The sequence below is a fragment of the Streptococcus phocae genome (assembly GCF_001302265.1).
Lineage (GTDB): Bacteria > Bacillota > Bacilli > Lactobacillales > Streptococcaceae > Streptococcus > Streptococcus phocae.
The window spans coordinates 20,982-38,004 of sequence record NZ_LHQM01000044.1 but is presented as its reverse complement, the minus strand read 5'-3'; the positions used below and the strand labels follow the sequence as shown (position 1 = coordinate 38,004).

Below are 17,023 nucleotides of genomic sequence, written 5' to 3'. Positions count from 1 at the left end.
CTACAGAAATTATAGAGCCGAAATAGCGAGAGTTTCTTAACGAATCCTTGTTACTAATCCAAATATTTTATAACAGACTTAGTCCTGCATGGTACAGGATTAAGTCTTTTTAGTTTGACGTCAATGCGATTATTGGTTGCTTGGATGACGCGGTCATTCTAGTTTCTGTGTATTGGTCGTCCTAAAAAGTTTACTCTTATCAGTAGATCTCTTTAAACCTCAGTATAAAGTTACCAATCGAAATCTGCTTGAAATGGATTTTATGGATAGAACAAAGCAAAAAAAACTTTAAATAGCTACTGGGAGAATTTACCCAAACAAAAAGTCAAGGAAATATTATTTCTTGACTTTTTTTGATTTTGACGGTTTGGCAAACAAACTATTTAATAAAACTTGATAGTGCTCTTGGTGGAGTCGTAGGATATGATTGACTAAAGTGTCACGTTGTGCGTGAATATTATCTAAACTGATGCCTATTACAGGTAGGTTGCCAGGTAGTTTTAGATGATTTTTGATGTGATGAATGAGTTCTTTGCTTGTAATCACTAAATGAGCATCAGAATAACTATGAAAGTTAGGTTCTAGCAACATATTCTGTCGTGAAACGACGATCTTGTGTGAAGGGATATTGAGACTGATAAATCTGGTGATAATATCACCAATAATATGATTATCCTCTATGATAAGAATTTGTAGCGGATGCAGTGAAGACTCAATGGCATGTTCTAAATGAAGGCAAAGCAGTTGCAAATAAGCTGGACTAATATCATGGTATTCTCCCATACTGGAAAGCCACTGTTTCACCTGCTGACTGAGTTTTTCAAAGAGCAGAGGATTACCGTGATAATGACAGGAATAATAATCGTCAAAGCAGATAATGGTCTGTAACCCAAAGATGGATTTTCGAAATAAGGAGACGAGTCCAAAGCGTGCGAGGGTTTATGCTAAAGTGATTTCCTAGTGCCCACTCTACCTCTGAAATGAGCTCACGGTAGTGAGAGTGCTCCTCGATGACCCCTTCTAACAGTTGCACATGTTCTTTGGTCCAATGGTTTGTGAGAAATGAATTATCGCTGGTTAGGTAGATTAAATAGAGGTAGTCAAAATCACCATCATGAAACGTTAGCTTTGTGTGATCTTGCAATTCCTTTTCAACATAGTATTTTAGGTTTTCAAAAATTGGTAATGCTTTTAAAAGATTAAACAAAGGCAGTTCAGGTAAAGAGACGCAGTAATGTTGACGTTTCCAAGATAACATCAGCGGGATATGGAAGAAAAGAAAGGATTCATCTAGAGGTTTGGCAGCACAAGGTTTGCGTGGAGATAGGACAAAAGAATTAATAATCTCAATATCTGTTGCTGTTATGCTATAAATCATGATGCCGTATTTTTTATGAAGCAAGGCAATCAAATAACGAATACGGAATTCTTCGCCAACGATTTGATAATGATCAATTGTTAAACCAATTGCCTGCAAGTAATTTTTGAGCTTGTCAATGAGGCGATAAGCCTTTGACAAGGAGATAAAATGACGCCGCGTAAAGCTTGATATAGATTTGCGTTGTTTTGTTTCTATCAATAAAAATCGCAACAGTTTTAGCGTGTCTGATAGGGAAAAAATATCATTAAATAAGGTTTTTTTAGAAGCTTGGCTGGTGTGACAACAAACTTTTGTTTTAGTAATGGTAATTTGCAATGACTTTTGAAACAGATTATTCATCTGAATGATGTAATGTTTCACTTGTTTAGGACTTAGGTGGGTTTTGGCACATATTTTATCAAGCGAGGTGTTGGTGTCGGCTAACAAGATGGCTAAAATGTTTTTTTGATCGATGATATTTGACTCTAAGTAGTTGTCTAACAAAGTAATTTCTCTCCTTAAATTATTTTGTCTGATTTTAGCTATTCTATCGAATCTAGATGAAAAGTCAATTCAATTATTTTCTGAAAATAATTTTATTTTCTTTTAATATTGAGAACTATCTGATGTAGCGAATTAATATTAATAAAATTCTAAAAAAACAGGAATAAATACAATAAAAAGGGAATAAAACAGAATATATATATAAATTATCAGAAAAATAAGTTTTATAATACCAAAATGAGAAACTGCATTATTAAGTTTTAGGGAGAGAAATGCCCTTTGAAAAGCTTCAGTGCTATCGATAATGTGCTATGATATTTCAGAGAAAGAAAACAAACATTTCATAAGGAGAGAGAAATTGAATAAGGGATTGAAAAAAATGATGGCAACCTCAGCGGCCTGTATCGTCATGTCGGGTAGCTTTATTGGAGGATCAGCTAGAGTTTTAGCAGAACAGTATTATGGGTGGAATGATATAGATAGTAGATCAGAATCACCGTTCTTTTTATATGCAACACCTATTACTGAAAGTCAAAGAAAACGAGATACTGTAGTATACTGTTTCAATAGAAATTTAGATTGGTCAACAAACTGGGAGAGTAATGCTAAAAAACCAGAAGATTTACCTATTTATGATAAGATAACAGGAACTAAGAATCTATTTCAAAGTAAAGCTAACAAACCAAGAAAGGTAGACGACATCGAGAAATCCTTAGTTTCTGTTTTAAGTAAAGGATATCCAACAAGCGATCTTTCTCAATTTCAAATTACTGAAGAGTCGGCTAGAAAAGTGACACAGTTAGCTGTTTGGTATTTTAGTGATAGTCTAACAGACCCTCAATCGATATTACACACCAGTTTAAATATAAACGAACAAAAAGCTTTTCAGTATCTAATTGAAGAAAATCACATCGAATCTAACAAAACGTTAGATTTGTATATCCATAAAGACGGATATACAAAATATCAAAATCTTCTTGGCTCTACACTGATTCCTAAGAGTGATGTTCCATCACTAACTCCAGACGATTCATGTGACTGTCTCAAAATTGATTTGCAGCTAACTGACGACGGAGTGATGATCATTGTTTATAAAGATAAAAATAATGATAATGTCTTTAATAATGATGATGTCAAGATTTGTCAAGAACTCATAAAGCATGGAAAAGAAGGTAAACCCGGTATTCCAGGACCTAAAGGCGACAAGGGTGAACCAGGAGTTCAAGGCGAGAAAGGTATTCCAGGACCTAAAGATGACAAGGGTGAATCTGGGGAAACTGACACTCAAAGCAACCAGGGGCAAACTGATGTAACTATTGCTCAAGACTCTCAAAATCAAACAGTGCCATCCCCACAGCCTCTTGGCACTAACACGACAGTAAAGCAAGAAAAAAATATCACTAAAGGTAGTAAAACACCTTTAATGGCTTCTAAATCAATGAAGTCATTACCAAAAACGAATGAAACACCTAGCTCGCTAGCAACATTTGGCATGATGTTATTAACAACTCTTGGTCTTGGATTTTTCCTTAACCGTAAACGAGAACATTAAGACAAAGTGATTTGTCTTCTTATCAAAAAAGCACTCTCTGCTAACATAACAGAGAGTGCTTTTTTAACTAAAGGATGACACCTTTTAGCAAAGGTATCTTGGAGATTTATGAAAAGGGAAAATAAGGTAACCTCATTTTTCCAACGGTTAGATGTTAACCGCTATTTAGGATACATATAGTATAGCGCAAAAAGCTTAAACTTTTCTTAATAAAAACTGTCCAGCGAGTCTGCCTTGAATCTTGTTTGGTATTTGTGTTATGATAAGGACATGTTAAAAAAAGACTATCGACACCTCGTTTTACCGTTATTGAAAGGTTTGGAACTAGAGGTCAAACGCCAAAAAGATTTAGCCTTGCTAGCTGATTTTGTGGAAAGCTCTGCTTATCAAAAAGCAAAAACAATAGCGACTTATTTAGCCATGCCACACGAGTATGACACCGAATTTCTTATCAATCAGGCGCAAAAAGATGGCAAAACCATTTTAGTGCCAAAGGCTTTTCCAAAAGGAAAAATGATTTTTGTCTCATACCAACCAACAGATGTGCAACGGAGTTCATTTGGTGTCTTAGAGCCAAGGAGTTCTCTGGAAGTGCCCAAAACAGCGATTGATGTGGTTCATGTGCCAGGTGTTGTGTTTAATAATAAAGGCTATCGTATTGGGTACGGCGGTGGCTATTACGACAGGTATTTAGCCGATTATGAGGGCGATACGATAAGTACGATTTATGACTGCCAATTACGAGATTTTGAGGCCCATACCCACGATATTGCAGTCAAGGAGATATTTTGCAGATGATGATGTTAAAAAGATACCCAGTTACTTTATTTCTATCAATCTTGACCAGTTTTGTTTTTCTATTGATGCAAGTGTTATATGGAAGTCTGGCCACAACGTCTCCAGTTATTTATGAGTTCGGAGGCATGTTTGGGTTAGCAGTCAAAGCTATGCCGAGCGAGCTTTGGCGATTAGTAACCCCTATTTTTGTCCATATTGGTTTTAGCCATTTTTTTGTTAATGCCTTAACCCTTTATTTTGTCGGTCAAATGGCTGAAGACATCTGGGGATCCAGACAGTTTTTACTACTTTACATGATGTCAGGGGTCATGGGGAATGCCTTAACCTTATGGGCGACCCCCAACACAGTAGCGGCAGGAGCCTCGACCTCCTTGTTTGGTCTGTTTGCAGCGATTATCGTGTTAGGAGCTTTTGGGAAAAATCAAGCACTAAAAGCTCTGGGGAAAACCTACCAAACCTTGATTGGTCTTAATTTAGTGATGAATCTGTTCATGCCAAATGTTAGCCTGGCAGGGCACTTGGGAGGTATCCTAGGAGGGTTTTTAGGTGGTATCGCTCTGAGCAATCAGTTGCTCGAGAGTCCTTTTTCAAAAGGGCAACGGTTTCTGGCTTTTTTAGGTTATTTAGTTTTATTATTGCTTATTTTGATAGATAGTTTATTGGGATGGCGTTAAAAAAGTTGAGCATGTGCTCAACTTTTTTTAGTTTCTGACGCGAGTCTTTTACCTAGTTCGATAATGTAGTTGGTGAGGTCATCTTTGACTTGTGCGTGCTCTAGGGCGTAGTCAATCGATGTCTTCATAAAACCAAACTTGTCTCCAACATCATAGCGCTTGCCTTTGAACTCACGAGCAAAAACGCGCTGTGTTTTATTGAGCGTGTCGATGGCATCGGTCAATTGTATTTCATTTCCAGCACCGGGTCCTTGGTTTTCTAAGATGCTAAAAATTTCAGGCGTTAGTAGGTAGCGTCCAATAATAGCAAGGTCGCTTGGTGCATCCTTAGGGTCTGGTTTTTCAACAAAGGTATCCACACTGTAGAGACCTTTGACTGATTTTCCTTGAGGGGCGATAACACCGTAATTTGAGACGTCTTCGTGAGGCACTTTCATTACGGCAATGGTTGACGCGTGGGTGCTGTCGTAATCATCAATCAGCTGTTTGGTTAGGGTCTTGGCACCAGGGTCTGTGATGTCCATTAGGTCATCTCCAAGCATAACCACGAATGGCTCCTTACCAACAAAGGCCTTGGCCTGTAAGACAGCATCACCTAGTCCGCGAGGATGGCTTTGACGAATGAAATGGAGATTAATGGAAGTGGTCTCATCAACTAGTTTTAGCAGCTCTGTTTTGCCCTTGACTTTTAAGTTGTATTCTAATTCAAAATTAGAATCAAAGTGGTCTTCAATGGAACGCTTTGATTTTCCAGTGACCACCAATATCTCCTCGATGCCTGATTTCAAGGCTTCTTCGACAATAAATTGGATGGTTGGCTTATCAACGATAGGCAACATCTCTTTGGCGAGGGCTTTGGTAGCAGGTAAAAACCGTGTGCCAAGACCTGCAGCAGGAATAATGGCTTTTCTAACTTTGGTCATTAGTAGGCTCTCTTTCTCATTAAATAGTGCTTAATGCCACTCGTTTTCAGCACGAAATTCATTGGACATGATGCCTAAAATGCTTTCTTTGATATCGGCATCTTCGTAGATGGCCTTATAAATAGCTGTGGTAATAGGCATGTAGACACCTAGCTCTTGAGCGATTTCGTAGGCTACTTTTGTGGTTGAAATTCCTTCAATAACCATCCCCATATTGCGCTCAATGTCTGGAAGCTTTTCGCCACGACCCAAGGCATTACCGGCACGCCAATTACGTGAATGCACAGAAGTTCCTGTGACAATCAAGTCCCCCACACCAGACAAGCCACTGTAGGTCAATGGATCAGCCCCTAGCTTGACCCCTAATCTAGTGATTTCAGCTAGACCACGAGTGATAACGGCTGCTTTGGCATTGTCACCATAACCCAGTCCGTGAAGGGCTCCAGCACCAACGGCGATAATGTTTTTAAGTGCACCAGCTGTTTCAACGCCAATTACATCGGTATTGGTGTATAAGCGAAAATAATGGTTGCTAAAGAGGGTTTGGACATATTTAGCAGTTTCTAAATCCTTAGATGCCGCGGTGATGAGAGTGATGTCTCGTACAATGGTTTCTTCGGCGTGACTTGGTCCAGAAACCACAACGATTTCACTGCGTCGATGAGCAGGGATTTCCTCTTCTAAGATGGTTGAGAGGCGCTCGTGGCTACCCGGCTCCAATCCTTTTGAAGCGTGCATGATCACAACTTTATGGTCAAGCGTTTCAGCTACTTGCTTGGCAACAAGGCGGGTTACTTTAGTTGGAACCACAAACAGCACGGCGTCTACCTCTGCCAAGGCCTCTTTTAAGTCAAGGGTGGCTTTGATGCTATCAGCTAAGACCACATCTTTAAAGTAGCGTTTGTTGGTATGTGTTGTATTGATTTCCTCAATCTGTTCGGGGGTGTTGCCCCATAATCGAACGTCATGGCCATTGTCGTTTAGGACCTGTGACAGGGCGGTTCCCCAAGAACCAGGACCTAAGACAGCGATTTTTTGTTTCGTCATTTTTGTTCTCCTTTAAGAGCTAATCACCTTATTATATCACAAGAAGAAAGCGAACTCTATTAGAAAAGCTAGGCTGTCTTGGGCTTTTTGATGCCAAATGGCTTGGAAAAGCAAGGCTGATATTTAAAAAATCAGAGCTTTTTAATTGACAATAGTTCTTAAGAGAACTATTATAGTTACCATGAAAACTAAGGAGTTACCAGATGACAAAACTAATCGCTGATCTTCGTGAACTGACCCATCACATTGAGCAAATCGGTGAGGAAATGGCTAGAAAATATGATATTGAACACCTTGCAGGCCCTCAAGGGCATGTGCTTGTTTTTTTGGAGCAGCACGAAAACAAGGAAATATTTGTCAAAGATATTGAAAAGCGGCTGCAAATATCTAAGTCTGTGACGAGTAATCTGGTCAAGCGCATGGAAAAAAATGGCTTTATTCAAGTGATTGCCTCTCGTGAGGACAAACGTTATAAACAAGTGGTCTTAACAGAGTCAGGACGACAAAAGATTCCCTTGCTCAAAGAATGTCGGGCAGCGATGGAAGGGTATTTTCTAAAAGATATCACTAAAAAAGACCTAGATACAGTCAAAGCAGTCATAACACAACTCAAACAAAACATACAGATGTACAAAGGAGGAGATACGCATGCTTAAAACAGCTATTATGCGCTACAAATGGTACGCAGCCTTGTCATTACTCATGACAGGAGCCGTGGTTGCGAGTGCTCTTTTACAGCCCTATTTTCTCAAAGAGATTTTAGGAGCGGTCATAGCAAACGACCAAAACCGAATCGGGCAGGTGGGCTATTGGTTAGTTATTATTGCAGGGATTGGACTTGTTGCAGGGGCTCTTAACACAGTCTTGTCAGCAAAAATTGCTCAAGGAGCTTCTGCGGATATACGTGAGCAGACGTTTCGAAAAATTCAAGGTTTTTCCTATGCCAATATTGAAGCCTTTAATGCGGGAAATCTGGTTGTGCGGATGACTAATGATGTCAATCAAATTCAAAACTTGGTGATGATGATTTTTCAAATACTGTTTCGCTTGCCACTCATTTTTATTGGTGCCTTTATTTTAGCCATTCGTACCTTGCCAGAGTTGTGGTGGGTTTTGGTTGTAATGGTGTTATTGATTGGTCTGATTATTGGGATGGTTATGCGACAAATGATTCCACGGTTTAGAATCTTTCAACAACTCATGGATACCATCAACCGTATTGCTAAGGAAAATCTGCGCGGTGTTCGAGTGGTTAAATCGTTTGTTCAAGAAACGCAACAATATGACATCTTCAAAGAAACTTCTGACAAGTTATTAAACCTGAATTTATTTATTGGTTATGGCTTTTCATTGATGCAACCTGGGTTGATGTTGGTTTCTTATCTGGCTATTTACGTGTCGATTTTTCTGATCTCTGGCATGGTCAAAACAGATCCAACCGTTATTGGAAGCATCGCGTCATTTATGACATATATGGGTCAGATTAGTTTTGCCATTATGATGGTTGGCTTTATGGGAATGCAAGCCAGTCGAGCATTTGCCTCTATTCGTCGGATTAATGAAATCTTAGACACCGAACCTGCCATGACCTTCACAACTCATCAAGTGGAGGATTTAACAGGTAGCTTGGTGTTTGACAATGTCAGTTTTACCTATCCTAACGAGAGTGAGCCTACTTTAAAAGACATTTCGTTTAGCGTGGAACCAGGGCAAATGATTGGTATTGTGGGAGCGACGGGGTCAGGAAAATCAACTATAGCGCAATTAATCCCCCGCTTGTTTGACCCTCAAAAAGGACGCATTCTCCTAGGAGGTAAGGACCTAACAAGCCTTAGTCAGGAAACGTTAAGGCAAACAGTATCAATTGTTTTACAAAAAGCCACTCTTTTTTCAGGGACAATTGCTGAAAATATTCGTCAAGGAGATGCTTCTGCGGACCATTTAGCATTAGAAAATGCAGCTCGAATCGCACAGGCTAGTGAGTTTATAGACCGTATGGAGGCTAGCTACAACAGTCAAGTCGAAGAACGAGGCAACAATTTTTCAGGAGGACAAAAACAACGTTTATCCATTGCACGTGGGATTATTAATCAACCCAAACTCTTGGTGTTAGACGATTCAACATCCGCCTTGGATGCCAAGTCTGAAAAATTGGTGCAAGACGCCTTAGCAAAAGAGCTCAAGGACATGACCATTGTGATTGTGGCTCAAAAAATTGCATCAGTGATTAAAGCAGACAAGATTTTAGTATTGGACGATGGTCAGTTGATTGGCCAAGGGACTCACGCAGAATTAATTGCGTCAAATGCAACCTATCGTGAAATTTATGAAACACAAAAAGGCAAGGAGGAGGACTAGTAATGAAAACAGCAAGATTTTTTTGGTTTTACGTTAAACGTTACCGGCTTTCATTTTTGTTTATCCTAGTCGCTATTGTGTCAGCAACTTACTTGCAGGTCAAGGCTCCAGTGTTTTTAGGGCAATCTCTGGCAGAGTTAGGCCAGTGGGCACAGACCTATCACCAAGCCAAGGCTATTAGTCAAGCGACGGGTCAAGCCTTTGTGGCACCCTCACTTAGCCCTTTTACAGGGGTAATGTTCAAATTGGCTTTGACCTATCTGTTTACCGTGCTGGCTAATTTGATATATAGTCTGTTATTTACACGCATTATTTCTTATTCAACTAACCGCATGCGTAAGGGGCTATTTGGAAAAATGGAACGCTTAACAGTGTCATTTTTTGATAGCCATAAGGACGGCGCGATTTTATCTCGTTTTACTAGCGATTTGGATAACATCCAAAATTCGATGAACCAATCCTTGATTCAAGTATTGACCAATATCTCTCTTTATATTGGTCTGGTTTGGATGATGTTCCGCCAAGATGTTCGCCTTGCTTGGATAACGGTAGCGTCAACGCCAATTGCTTTGATTTTTTTAGTCATCATTGTCACCTTGGCGCGTAAGTACACCAACATTCAGCAAAAAGAAGTCGGTGCCTTAAATGCTTATATGGATGAGACCATTTCAGGACAAAAAGCAGTCATTGTTCAAGGCATTCAAGATGAAACTATCGAAGGGTTTATTGAGCACAATGAAAAGGTGCGTAAAGCTACCTTTAAGGGACGTCTGTTTGCAGGGCTTCTTTTTCCAGTGATGAATGGCATGAGCCTGATTAATACGGCTGTTGTCATTTTTCTAGGGTCTACGATTGTTCTTAATGACAAGTCAATGTCATCAGCCGCTGCCCTTGGTTTAGTAGTGACCTTCGTGCAGTATTCGCAACAGTATTATCAACCCATCATGCAGATTGCTTCTAGCTGGGGTGAGTTACAACTAGCATTTACAGGAGCTAGTCGTATCCAGGAAATGCTTGATGAGCCAGAAGAGGTACGCCCTCAAAACGCCCCTCTTTTCAACACCCTGACCCAAGGCGTTGCCATTAAACATGTCGACTTTGGATATCTCCCAGGGCAAAAGGTCTTATCTGATGTTTCCATCTGGGCTCCCAAGGGCAAAATGGTTGCAGTGGTGGGGCCAACAGGCTCTGGTAAGACCACAATCATGAACCTACTGAATCGTTTTTACGATGTTGATTCGGGTGTCATTACTTTTGATGGGCAAGACATCAGAAACTATGATCTCGATAGCCTACGCCAAAATGTTGGGATTGTTTTGCAAGAGTCCGTCTTGTTTTCAGGTACTATCGCAGATAATATTTGTTTTGGAAAACCAACAGCGAGTCAAAAGGATATCGAAGAAGCTGCGCGTGCAACCCATATTCATGAGTTTATCATGACCTTACCAGACGGATATGACACGCACGTCTCTGACGATGACAACGTCTTTTCTACAGGGCAAAAACAGCTGATTTCTATCGCTCGGACACTGTTAACAGACCCTCAGGTTCTGATTTTAGACGAGGCTACCTCAAATGTGGACACGGTCACAGAAAGCAAAATCCAAAAAGCCATGGAGGTTGTTGTTTCAGGACGGACCAGCTTTGTCATTGCACATCGTCTTAAAACCATTTTAAATGCAGATGAGATTATTGTTTTAAAAGATGGCAAGGTCATCGAACAGGGCAATCATCACCAATTATTACGGCAAAAAGGCTTTTATTCAGAGCTCTACCATAATCAATTTGTTTTTGAATAACCTTAAAAGCCCTTTAGGGCTTTTTTGGTCTAGCGGATAATAGGTAAAGAAAGGTTTTGAGTTTTCTTCTGGTTTACCTTGTAAATGGATATGCTATAATAGGAAGAACTGATGAAAGAAAGTGGACGTGAGATGATTGATTTACAAGAGATTCTAGACAAGATGAATCCTAATCAGAAAATAAACTATGACCGTGTCATGCAACAAATGACAAAGTCCTGGGCCAAAGAAGCAGTAAGGCCAAAGATTTTGATGCATGTTTGTTGCGCGCCGTGTTCAACTTATACTCTGGAGTATTTGACCCAATATGCAGACATTACGGTCTATTTTGCCAACTCCAACATCCATCCTAAGGACGAGTATCATCGTAGGGCCTATGTCACGCAGCAATTTATTTCAGATTTCAACGAAAAAACCGGACAGTCGGTTTCCTTTATTGAGGCAGACTATGTTCCTAATGAGTACGTGCGTAAGGTTCGTGGCTTGGAAGAAGAACCAGAAGGTGGCGATAGGTGCAAGGTTTGCTTTGACTATCGACTAGATAAGACCGCACAAAAAGCGGTTGAGCTTGGCTTTGACTATTTTGCGAGCGCCTTGACCATTAGCCCACATAAAAACTCAAAAACCATCAATGACGTTGGCATTGACGTGCAAAAAGTTTACACCACCAAATACCTCCCTAGTGATTTCAAGAAAAACAATGGTTATCGCAGGTCGGTTGAGATGTGTGACGAGTATGACATTTACCGCCAGTGTTATTGTGGATGTGTGTACGCAGCTAAAATACAAGGGATTGATCTGGTTCAAGTCAAAAAAGATGCCCAAGCCTTTATGCAAGACAAGGACTTAACCAAGGATTTCCCACAGATTCGTTTTAGCTATGCAGGGAAAGAACTCTAGTCCATAGCTACTGGTGAGATGATTTGGGCTTTGTTTACGAATAACTAACAGAACAGATAACTAAAAAAGGATAAGGGAACGAGTGTTCCAAGGTAATAAAATGACGAAAATAAGAGGTTTTGAGCTTGTCTCAACGTTTACAGATGAAACGCTTTTACCGAAGAGAGAAACCGCTCATGCTGCAGGGTATGATTTAAAGGTGGCTGAGACCACTCAGCTTGAACCAGGAGAAATCAAACTGGTACCAACGGGCGTTAAGGCCTACATGCAAGATGGTGAAATTTTGTACCTGTTTGACCGCTCAAGCAATCCTCGTAAAAAAGGCATTGTCTTAATCAACTCTGTTGGTGTGATTGATGGCGATTACTATAATAACGAGGCAAATGAAGGTCACATCTTTGCTCAAATGAAAAACATCACCAATCAGACAGTTATTTTGGAGGTTGGAGACCGTATTGCTCAGGGAGTGTTTATGCCGTATCTAGTAGCAGACGCAGACCAGGCAGGGGGTCCTAGAACGGGTGGTTTTGGCTCGACAGGTCAGTAAGCTTCCTGTATCTAGCGTAGCCTAGCTCATACCAAGGAGGAAAGATACCATAGCTAAGAAAAAAGCAAGATTTTTATGTCAAGAATGTGGCTATCAGTCACCCAAATACCTAGGGCGTTGCCCGAATTGCTCGGCTTGGTCTTCTTTTGTCGAAGAAGTCGAAGTCAAGGAAGTTAAAAATGCGCGTGTCAGCCTGACCGGTGAAAAAAGCAAACCTATCAAACTAAAAGACGTGGATAATATCAACTATAGCCGTACCCAAACGGATATGGAAGAGTTTAATCGTGTGCTAGGTGGGGGCGTGGTTCCAGGAAGTCTTATCCTGATTGGTGGAGACCCAGGCATAGGCAAGTCAACCTTGTTGTTGCAGGTGTCCACCCAATTAGCAGACAAGGGAACAGTTCTTTATGTATCTGGTGAGGAATCTGCAGAGCAAATCAAATTGCGCAGTGAGCGACTGGGTGAGATTGATAATGAATTTTACCTCTATGCTGAAACTAATATGCAACATGTGCGTGCTGAAATCGAAAAAATTCAGCCTGATTTTTTGATTATTGACTCTATTCAGACCATTATGAGCCCAGATATTACAGGGGTGCAGGGGTCTGTCAGCCAAGTTAGAGAAGTCACCGCCGAATTGATGCAGCTAGCCAAGACCAACAAAATTGCCACCTTTATTGTGGGACATGTGACCAAGGAAGGGACCTTGGCTGGACCACGGATGTTAGAGCATATGGTTGACACTGTCTTGTACTTTGAAGGAGAACGGCATCACACCTTTAGAATTCTTCGGGCAGTGAAAAACCGCTTTGGTTCGACCAATGAAATTGGAATCTTTGAGATGCAATCTGGAGGACTTGTCGAGGTTTTAAACCCTAGCCAAGTATTTATGGAAGAGCGTCTAGACGGAGCAACAGGGTCAGCTGTCGTGGTTACCATGGAAGGAAGTCGTCCTATTCTAGCAGAGGTTCAATGCCTGGTAACCCCAACGGTTTTTGGAAATGCCAGACGAACCACAACGGGGCTTGATTTTAACCGTGTTAGTCTTATTATGGCTGTTTTGGAAAAGCGGTGCGGACTGTTGTTGCAAAATCAAGACGCCTACCTCAAATCAGCTGGAGGGGTAAAACTGGATGAGCCTGCAATTGACTTATCGGTGGCAGTGGCAATTGCATCAAGCTACAAAGAAAAGCCAACCAATCCGCAGGAAGCTTTCCTGGGTGAGATTGGTTTGACTGGTGAGATTCGCCGAGTAACCCGCATTGAACAACGCATCAATGAGGCAGCTAAACTAGGCTTTACCAAGATTTATGCTCCCAAAAATTCATTACAAGGGATTGATGTGCCTAAAGGCATTAAAGTCATTGGAGTGGCGACTGTTGGTGACGTTTTGCAGGCTGTTTTTCAGTAGTTGCGTTAATTGTTACCAATCCAGCAGAAATTTCCACTAGAATCCCTAACAGCCAGTAGGCCCTATGGCCCATAAGGAGAAACACATGTCATATTTTGAAGCTTTTGTATCTGCTAATAAAGCCTATGTTACCTTGCATGGGACAGCCCACCTCCCGCTTAAACCAAAGACCAAGGTTGCTATTGTCACTTGTATGGATTCGCGTTTACACGTGGCTCAAGCTTTGGGACTGGCATTGGGAGATGCTCATATTTTACGTAACGCTGGTGGTCGAGTCACCGAGGACATGATCCGTTCGTTGGTGATTTCTCAGCAGCAGATGGGAACACGCGAAATTATGGTTTTACACCATACCGACTGTGGCGCACAGACCTTTACAAACGAAGCCTTTGCACAACACATTCAACAAACACTGGGTGTAGACGTGTCTGGTCAAGATTTTTTACCGTTTACGGATGTAGAAAAAAGTGTCAGACAAGACATGGCTCTCCTCAAAAACTCTCCTCTCATTCCAGAGGATGTGGTGATTAATGGTGCTGTATATGACGTGGACACAGGTCGCATGACGGTTGTTTCAGACAATGAAAAGAATTCTGAGAGGTTTGAATAATTAGGTATCGCTTACAAAAAGAGTGGACAAGCTCTAGGAAAATAGCTATACTGAAACTATCAAAACCCACAAATACAAGGAGGCGACCATGGTAGAAAAAGCCATTACGTATCAGATCAACAGTGACATGCAATTTCCTTTGGTTGAAATCGACTTAGACATGGGACAGTCAGTCTTTCTTCAAAAAGGAAGTATGGTTTATCACACGCCATCTGTTACCCTTTCGACTCATTTAAATAGCAAAGGCTCAGGATTTGGCAAGGTCATAGGAGCAATTGGCAGGTCCATGGTCTCTGGAGAGTCTATGTTTATCACCAAGGCCATGGCATCAAATGAAAGTGGCAAGTTAGCCCTAGCGCCTTCTATGCCTGGAGAAGTGATTGCCCTTGAGTTAGGGACTAATCAGTATTGTTTAAACGATGGTGCCTTCTTAGCTCTTGATGGGACTGCTCATTACGAAATGAAGCGTCAATCTGTTGGAAAAGCCTTGTTTGCTGGCCAAGGGGGACTGTTTATCATGCAAACCCAAGGTGAAGGAACCCTACTGGCAAATGCTTTTGGCTCCATCAAAAAAATAACGCTTCAAGGTGATAGCATCACCATTGATAATTCACATGTGGTGGCTTGGAGTCATGAACTAGATTATGACGTGCACATTGAACGAAACATGCTTCAATCTGTGGGCACAGGAGAAGGCATCGTCAACACCTTTACAGGCTATGGGGATGTTTATCTTCAAAGTTTAAACCTGCAACAATTTTCTAGTGTTTTAAGCAAATATTTGCCAGAAAAACACATTTAAAATCGGCCTGTCTAGGGCTGATTTTTTTCACCTAAGTCATCAAGATATGCTATAATAGAAACGATTGAAATCTTTTGATTTCCCCATAAGGAAGTGTCAACTAAGTAACTTATTTGACTGTCCTGCCTTTTCAATGAACTATATAATAGGAGAATAACATGTCTAAACCCATTCGTGTGCGTTATGCACCAAGCCCAACTGGCTTATTACACATCGGAAATGCGCGGACAGCGCTCTTTAATTACCTCTATGCTCGTCACCATGGCGGAACGTTTATCATCCGTATCGAAGACACAGACCGCAAGCGTCATGTAGCTGACGGTGAGCGTTCTCAGCTAGAAAATTTAAAATGGCTTGGCATGGACTGGGATGAAAGCCCTGAGACGCATGACAACTATCGCCAATCAGAGCGACTTGAATTGTACCAAACCTATATTGACCAATTATTGGCAGAAGGCAAAGCCTACAAATCCTATGTCACAGAAGAAGAGCTAGCTGCTGAGCGTGAGCGCCAAGAGGCAGCCGGGGAAACCCCTCGCTACATCAATGAGTTTATCGGCATGACCGCAGACGAAAAAGCTGCATACATTGCTGAGCGCGAGGCTGCTGGAGTGATGCCAACGGTTCGTCTAGCTGTTAATGAAACAGGCATTTACAAGTGGACCGATATGGTCAAAGGCGACATCGAATTTGAAGGTGGCAATATTGGTGGTGATTGGGTTATCCAGAAAAAAGATGGCTACCCAACCTACAACTTTGCGGTAGTAGTTGATGACCATGACATGCAAATTTCTCACGTGATTCGTGGTGATGACCACATTGCTAATACGCCAAAACAATTGATGGTTTATGAGGCTCTTGGCTGGGAAGCACCAGAATTTGGTCACATGACCTTGATTATTAATTCTGAAACAGGTAAAAAACTCTCAAAACGCGACACCAATACTTTGCAGTTTATCGAAGATTACCGCAAAAAAGGTTACATGCCAGAAGCAGTATTTAATTTTATTGCCCTGCTTGGTTGGAACCCAGGTGGCGAAGAAGAAATCTTTTCTCGCGAGCAGTTAATCAATCTTTTTGACGAGAATCGCCTCAGCAAGTCTCCAGCAGCATTTGACCAGAAAAAAATGGATTGGATGAGTAATGATTACTTGAAAAATGCTGACTTTGACACTGTCTTTGCCATGTGTAAACCTTTCCTTGAATCAGCAGGTCGCTTGAGCGAAAAGGCTGAAAAACTCGTTGAGCTTTACCAACCACAATTAAAATCAGCAGATGAGATTGTCCCATTGACAGACCTTTTCTTTGCAGACTTCCCAAAGTTGACTGATGCTGAGAAAGACATCATGGCAGGTGACACTGTTCCAACTGTTTTAGAAGCCTTCAAAGCTAAGCTAGAAGCTATGTCAGATGACGATTTTAAACCAGAAAACATCTTCCCTCAAATCAAGGCTGTGCAAAAAGAAACAGGCATTAAAGGGAAAAATCTCTTTATGCCAATTCGTATTGCTGTTTCAGGTGAGATGCATGGACCAGAATTGCCAAATACTATTTATCTACTTGGTCGTGAAAAATCTATTGAACATCTTTCAAACATGCTTTCACGCTAATAAAAATCCTCTTGTTTTACAAGAGGGTTTTTCCGTGTGACCTTTTTCTCTAAAAGAAGCACTTGCTTATAGAGAATTGATTCTGAGAAAAAAGAACTAGAGTCCTCGGTAGAAAATATGCTAAAATA

Annotated in this window: 16 protein-coding genes; 12 read left to right on the top strand and 4 right to left on the bottom strand. The window is 41.0% G+C overall.

The window, feature by feature from the left end; genetic code table 11:
* Nucleotides 1-336 precede the first annotated feature (336 nt).
* Together AKK44_RS07750 and AKK44_RS07745 are read right to left on the bottom strand one after the other, a co-directional pair.
* Entirely contained in the window at nucleotides 337-804 is a 468-nt protein-coding gene (locus AKK44_RS07750; RefSeq protein ID WP_161802573.1) for a hypothetical protein, read from the bottom strand.
* A 61-nt stretch (nucleotides 805-865) separates the two neighbouring features.
* Nucleotides 866-1,864: a helix-turn-helix domain-containing protein gene (locus tag AKK44_RS07745; protein WP_054279209.1), complete on the bottom strand. Its 999-nt coding sequence runs from the start codon at nucleotides 1,862-1,864 to the stop codon at nucleotides 866-868.
* Nucleotides 1,865-2,222: 358 nt separating this feature from the next.
* On the opposite strand from AKK44_RS07745, the gene AKK44_RS07740 reads away from it, so the two are divergent.
* The 3 genes from AKK44_RS07740 to AKK44_RS07730 all read left to right on the top strand — a co-directional run bounded on the left by AKK44_RS07740 (nucleotide 2,223) and on the right by AKK44_RS07730 (nucleotide 4,888).
* A complete protein-coding gene (locus AKK44_RS07740; RefSeq protein ID WP_054279208.1) occupies nucleotides 2,223-3,416 on the top strand; it encodes a thioester-forming surface-anchored protein in 1,194 nt (397 codons plus the stop codon).
* Nucleotides 3,417-3,686: 270 nt separating this feature from the next.
* The gene (locus AKK44_RS07735; RefSeq protein ID WP_054279207.1) at nucleotides 3,687-4,214 is read left to right on the top strand and encodes a 5-formyltetrahydrofolate cyclo-ligase; all 528 of its coding nucleotides are present in this window, start codon (nucleotides 3,687-3,689) and stop codon (nucleotides 4,212-4,214) included.
* Nucleotides 4,211-4,888, top strand: coding sequence for a rhomboid family intramembrane serine protease (locus AKK44_RS07730; RefSeq protein WP_054279206.1), 678 nt, complete (start codon nucleotides 4,211-4,213; stop codon nucleotides 4,886-4,888). Before AKK44_RS07735 ends, AKK44_RS07730 begins: the two co-directional genes overlap by 4 nt.
* Nucleotides 4,889-4,905: 17 nt before the next feature.
* Here AKK44_RS07730 and galU read toward each other — a convergent pair whose 3' ends face one another.
* Nucleotides 4,906-5,811: a UTP--glucose-1-phosphate uridylyltransferase GalU gene (gene galU / locus AKK44_RS07725; protein ID WP_054279205.1), complete on the bottom strand. Its 906-nt coding sequence runs from the start codon at nucleotides 5,809-5,811 to the stop codon at nucleotides 4,906-4,908.
* Between the two features lie 30 nt (nucleotides 5,812-5,841).
* Nucleotides 5,842-6,858, bottom strand: coding sequence for an NAD(P)H-dependent glycerol-3-phosphate dehydrogenase (locus tag AKK44_RS07720; protein ID WP_054279204.1), 1,017 nt, complete (start codon nucleotides 6,856-6,858; stop codon nucleotides 5,842-5,844).
* A gap of 203 nt (nucleotides 6,859-7,061) precedes the next feature.
* Here AKK44_RS07720 and AKK44_RS07715 point away from each other — a divergent pair, with 203 nt between their 5' ends.
* From AKK44_RS07715 to gltX, 9 genes are all read left to right on the top strand, one after another.
* Nucleotides 7,062-7,514: a MarR family winged helix-turn-helix transcriptional regulator gene (locus AKK44_RS07715; protein WP_037595602.1), complete on the top strand. Its 453-nt coding sequence runs from the start codon at nucleotides 7,062-7,064 to the stop codon at nucleotides 7,512-7,514.
* A complete protein-coding gene (locus tag AKK44_RS07710; protein WP_054279203.1) occupies nucleotides 7,507-9,216 on the top strand; it encodes an ABC transporter ATP-binding protein in 1,710 nt (569 codons plus the stop codon). Before AKK44_RS07715 ends, AKK44_RS07710 begins: the two co-directional genes overlap by 8 nt.
* A gap of 2 nt (nucleotides 9,217-9,218) precedes the next feature.
* A complete protein-coding gene (locus AKK44_RS07705; RefSeq protein ID WP_054279202.1) occupies nucleotides 9,219-11,015 on the top strand; it encodes an ABC transporter ATP-binding protein in 1,797 nt (598 codons plus the stop codon).
* 132 nt (nucleotides 11,016-11,147) lie between these two features.
* A complete protein-coding gene (locus AKK44_RS07700) occupies nucleotides 11,148-11,915 on the top strand; it encodes an epoxyqueuosine reductase QueH (protein ID WP_054279213.1) in 768 nt (255 codons plus the stop codon).
* Between the two features lie 100 nt (nucleotides 11,916-12,015).
* Nucleotides 12,016-12,462: a dUTP diphosphatase gene (locus AKK44_RS07695; protein ID WP_037595592.1), complete on the top strand. Its 447-nt coding sequence runs from the start codon at nucleotides 12,016-12,018 to the stop codon at nucleotides 12,460-12,462.
* 49 nt (nucleotides 12,463-12,511) lie between these two features.
* Nucleotides 12,512-13,873, top strand: coding sequence for a DNA repair protein RadA (radA, locus tag AKK44_RS07690; RefSeq protein WP_037595591.1), 1,362 nt, complete (start codon nucleotides 12,512-12,514; stop codon nucleotides 13,871-13,873).
* Nucleotides 13,874-13,958: 85 nt separating this feature from the next.
* Complete coding sequence (locus AKK44_RS07685; RefSeq protein WP_054279201.1) at nucleotides 13,959-14,483, top strand: beta-class carbonic anhydrase; 525 nt, start codon at nucleotides 13,959-13,961, stop codon at nucleotides 14,481-14,483.
* An 88-nt stretch (nucleotides 14,484-14,571) separates the two neighbouring features.
* Complete coding sequence (locus AKK44_RS07680; protein ID WP_054279200.1) at nucleotides 14,572-15,285, top strand: TIGR00266 family protein; 714 nt, start codon at nucleotides 14,572-14,574, stop codon at nucleotides 15,283-15,285.
* A 158-nt stretch (nucleotides 15,286-15,443) separates the two neighbouring features.
* Nucleotides 15,444-16,895 (top strand): glutamate--tRNA ligase, encoded by a 1,452-nt coding sequence (gene gltX / locus AKK44_RS07675; protein ID WP_054279199.1) that lies wholly within the window; start codon nucleotides 15,444-15,446, stop codon nucleotides 16,893-16,895.
* The last annotated feature ends 128 nt before the right edge of the window (nucleotides 16,896-17,023 follow it).

Bases quoted from the DNA above. Each gene is read 5' to 3' on its own strand.
- AKK44_RS07735 (WP_054279207.1), top strand. From the start codon at position 3,687: ATGTTAAAAAAAGACTATCGACACCTCGTTTTACCGTTATTGAAAGGT.
- AKK44_RS07730 (WP_054279206.1), top strand. From the start codon at position 4,211: ATGATGATGTTAAAAAGATACCCAGTTACTTTATTTCTATCAATCTTG.
- galU (WP_054279205.1), bottom strand. From the start codon at position 5,811: ATGACCAAAGTTAGAAAAGCCATTATTCCTGCTGCAGGTCTTGGCACA.
- AKK44_RS07720 (WP_054279204.1), bottom strand. From the start codon at position 6,858: ATGACGAAACAAAAAATCGCTGTCTTAGGTCCTGGTTCTTGGGGAACC.
- AKK44_RS07715 (WP_037595602.1), top strand. From the start codon at position 7,062: ATGACAAAACTAATCGCTGATCTTCGTGAACTGACCCATCACATTGAG.
- AKK44_RS07710 (WP_054279203.1), top strand. From the start codon at position 7,507: ATGCTTAAAACAGCTATTATGCGCTACAAATGGTACGCAGCCTTGTCA.
- AKK44_RS07705 (WP_054279202.1), top strand. From the start codon at position 9,219: ATGAAAACAGCAAGATTTTTTTGGTTTTACGTTAAACGTTACCGGCTT.
- AKK44_RS07700 (WP_054279213.1), top strand. From the start codon at position 11,148: ATGATTGATTTACAAGAGATTCTAGACAAGATGAATCCTAATCAGAAA.
- AKK44_RS07695 (WP_037595592.1), top strand. From the start codon at position 12,016: ATGACGAAAATAAGAGGTTTTGAGCTTGTCTCAACGTTTACAGATGAA.
- AKK44_RS07685 (WP_054279201.1), top strand. From the start codon at position 13,959: ATGTCATATTTTGAAGCTTTTGTATCTGCTAATAAAGCCTATGTTACC.
- AKK44_RS07680 (WP_054279200.1), top strand. From the start codon at position 14,572: ATGGTAGAAAAAGCCATTACGTATCAGATCAACAGTGACATGCAATTT.
- gltX (WP_054279199.1), top strand. From the start codon at position 15,444: ATGTCTAAACCCATTCGTGTGCGTTATGCACCAAGCCCAACTGGCTTA.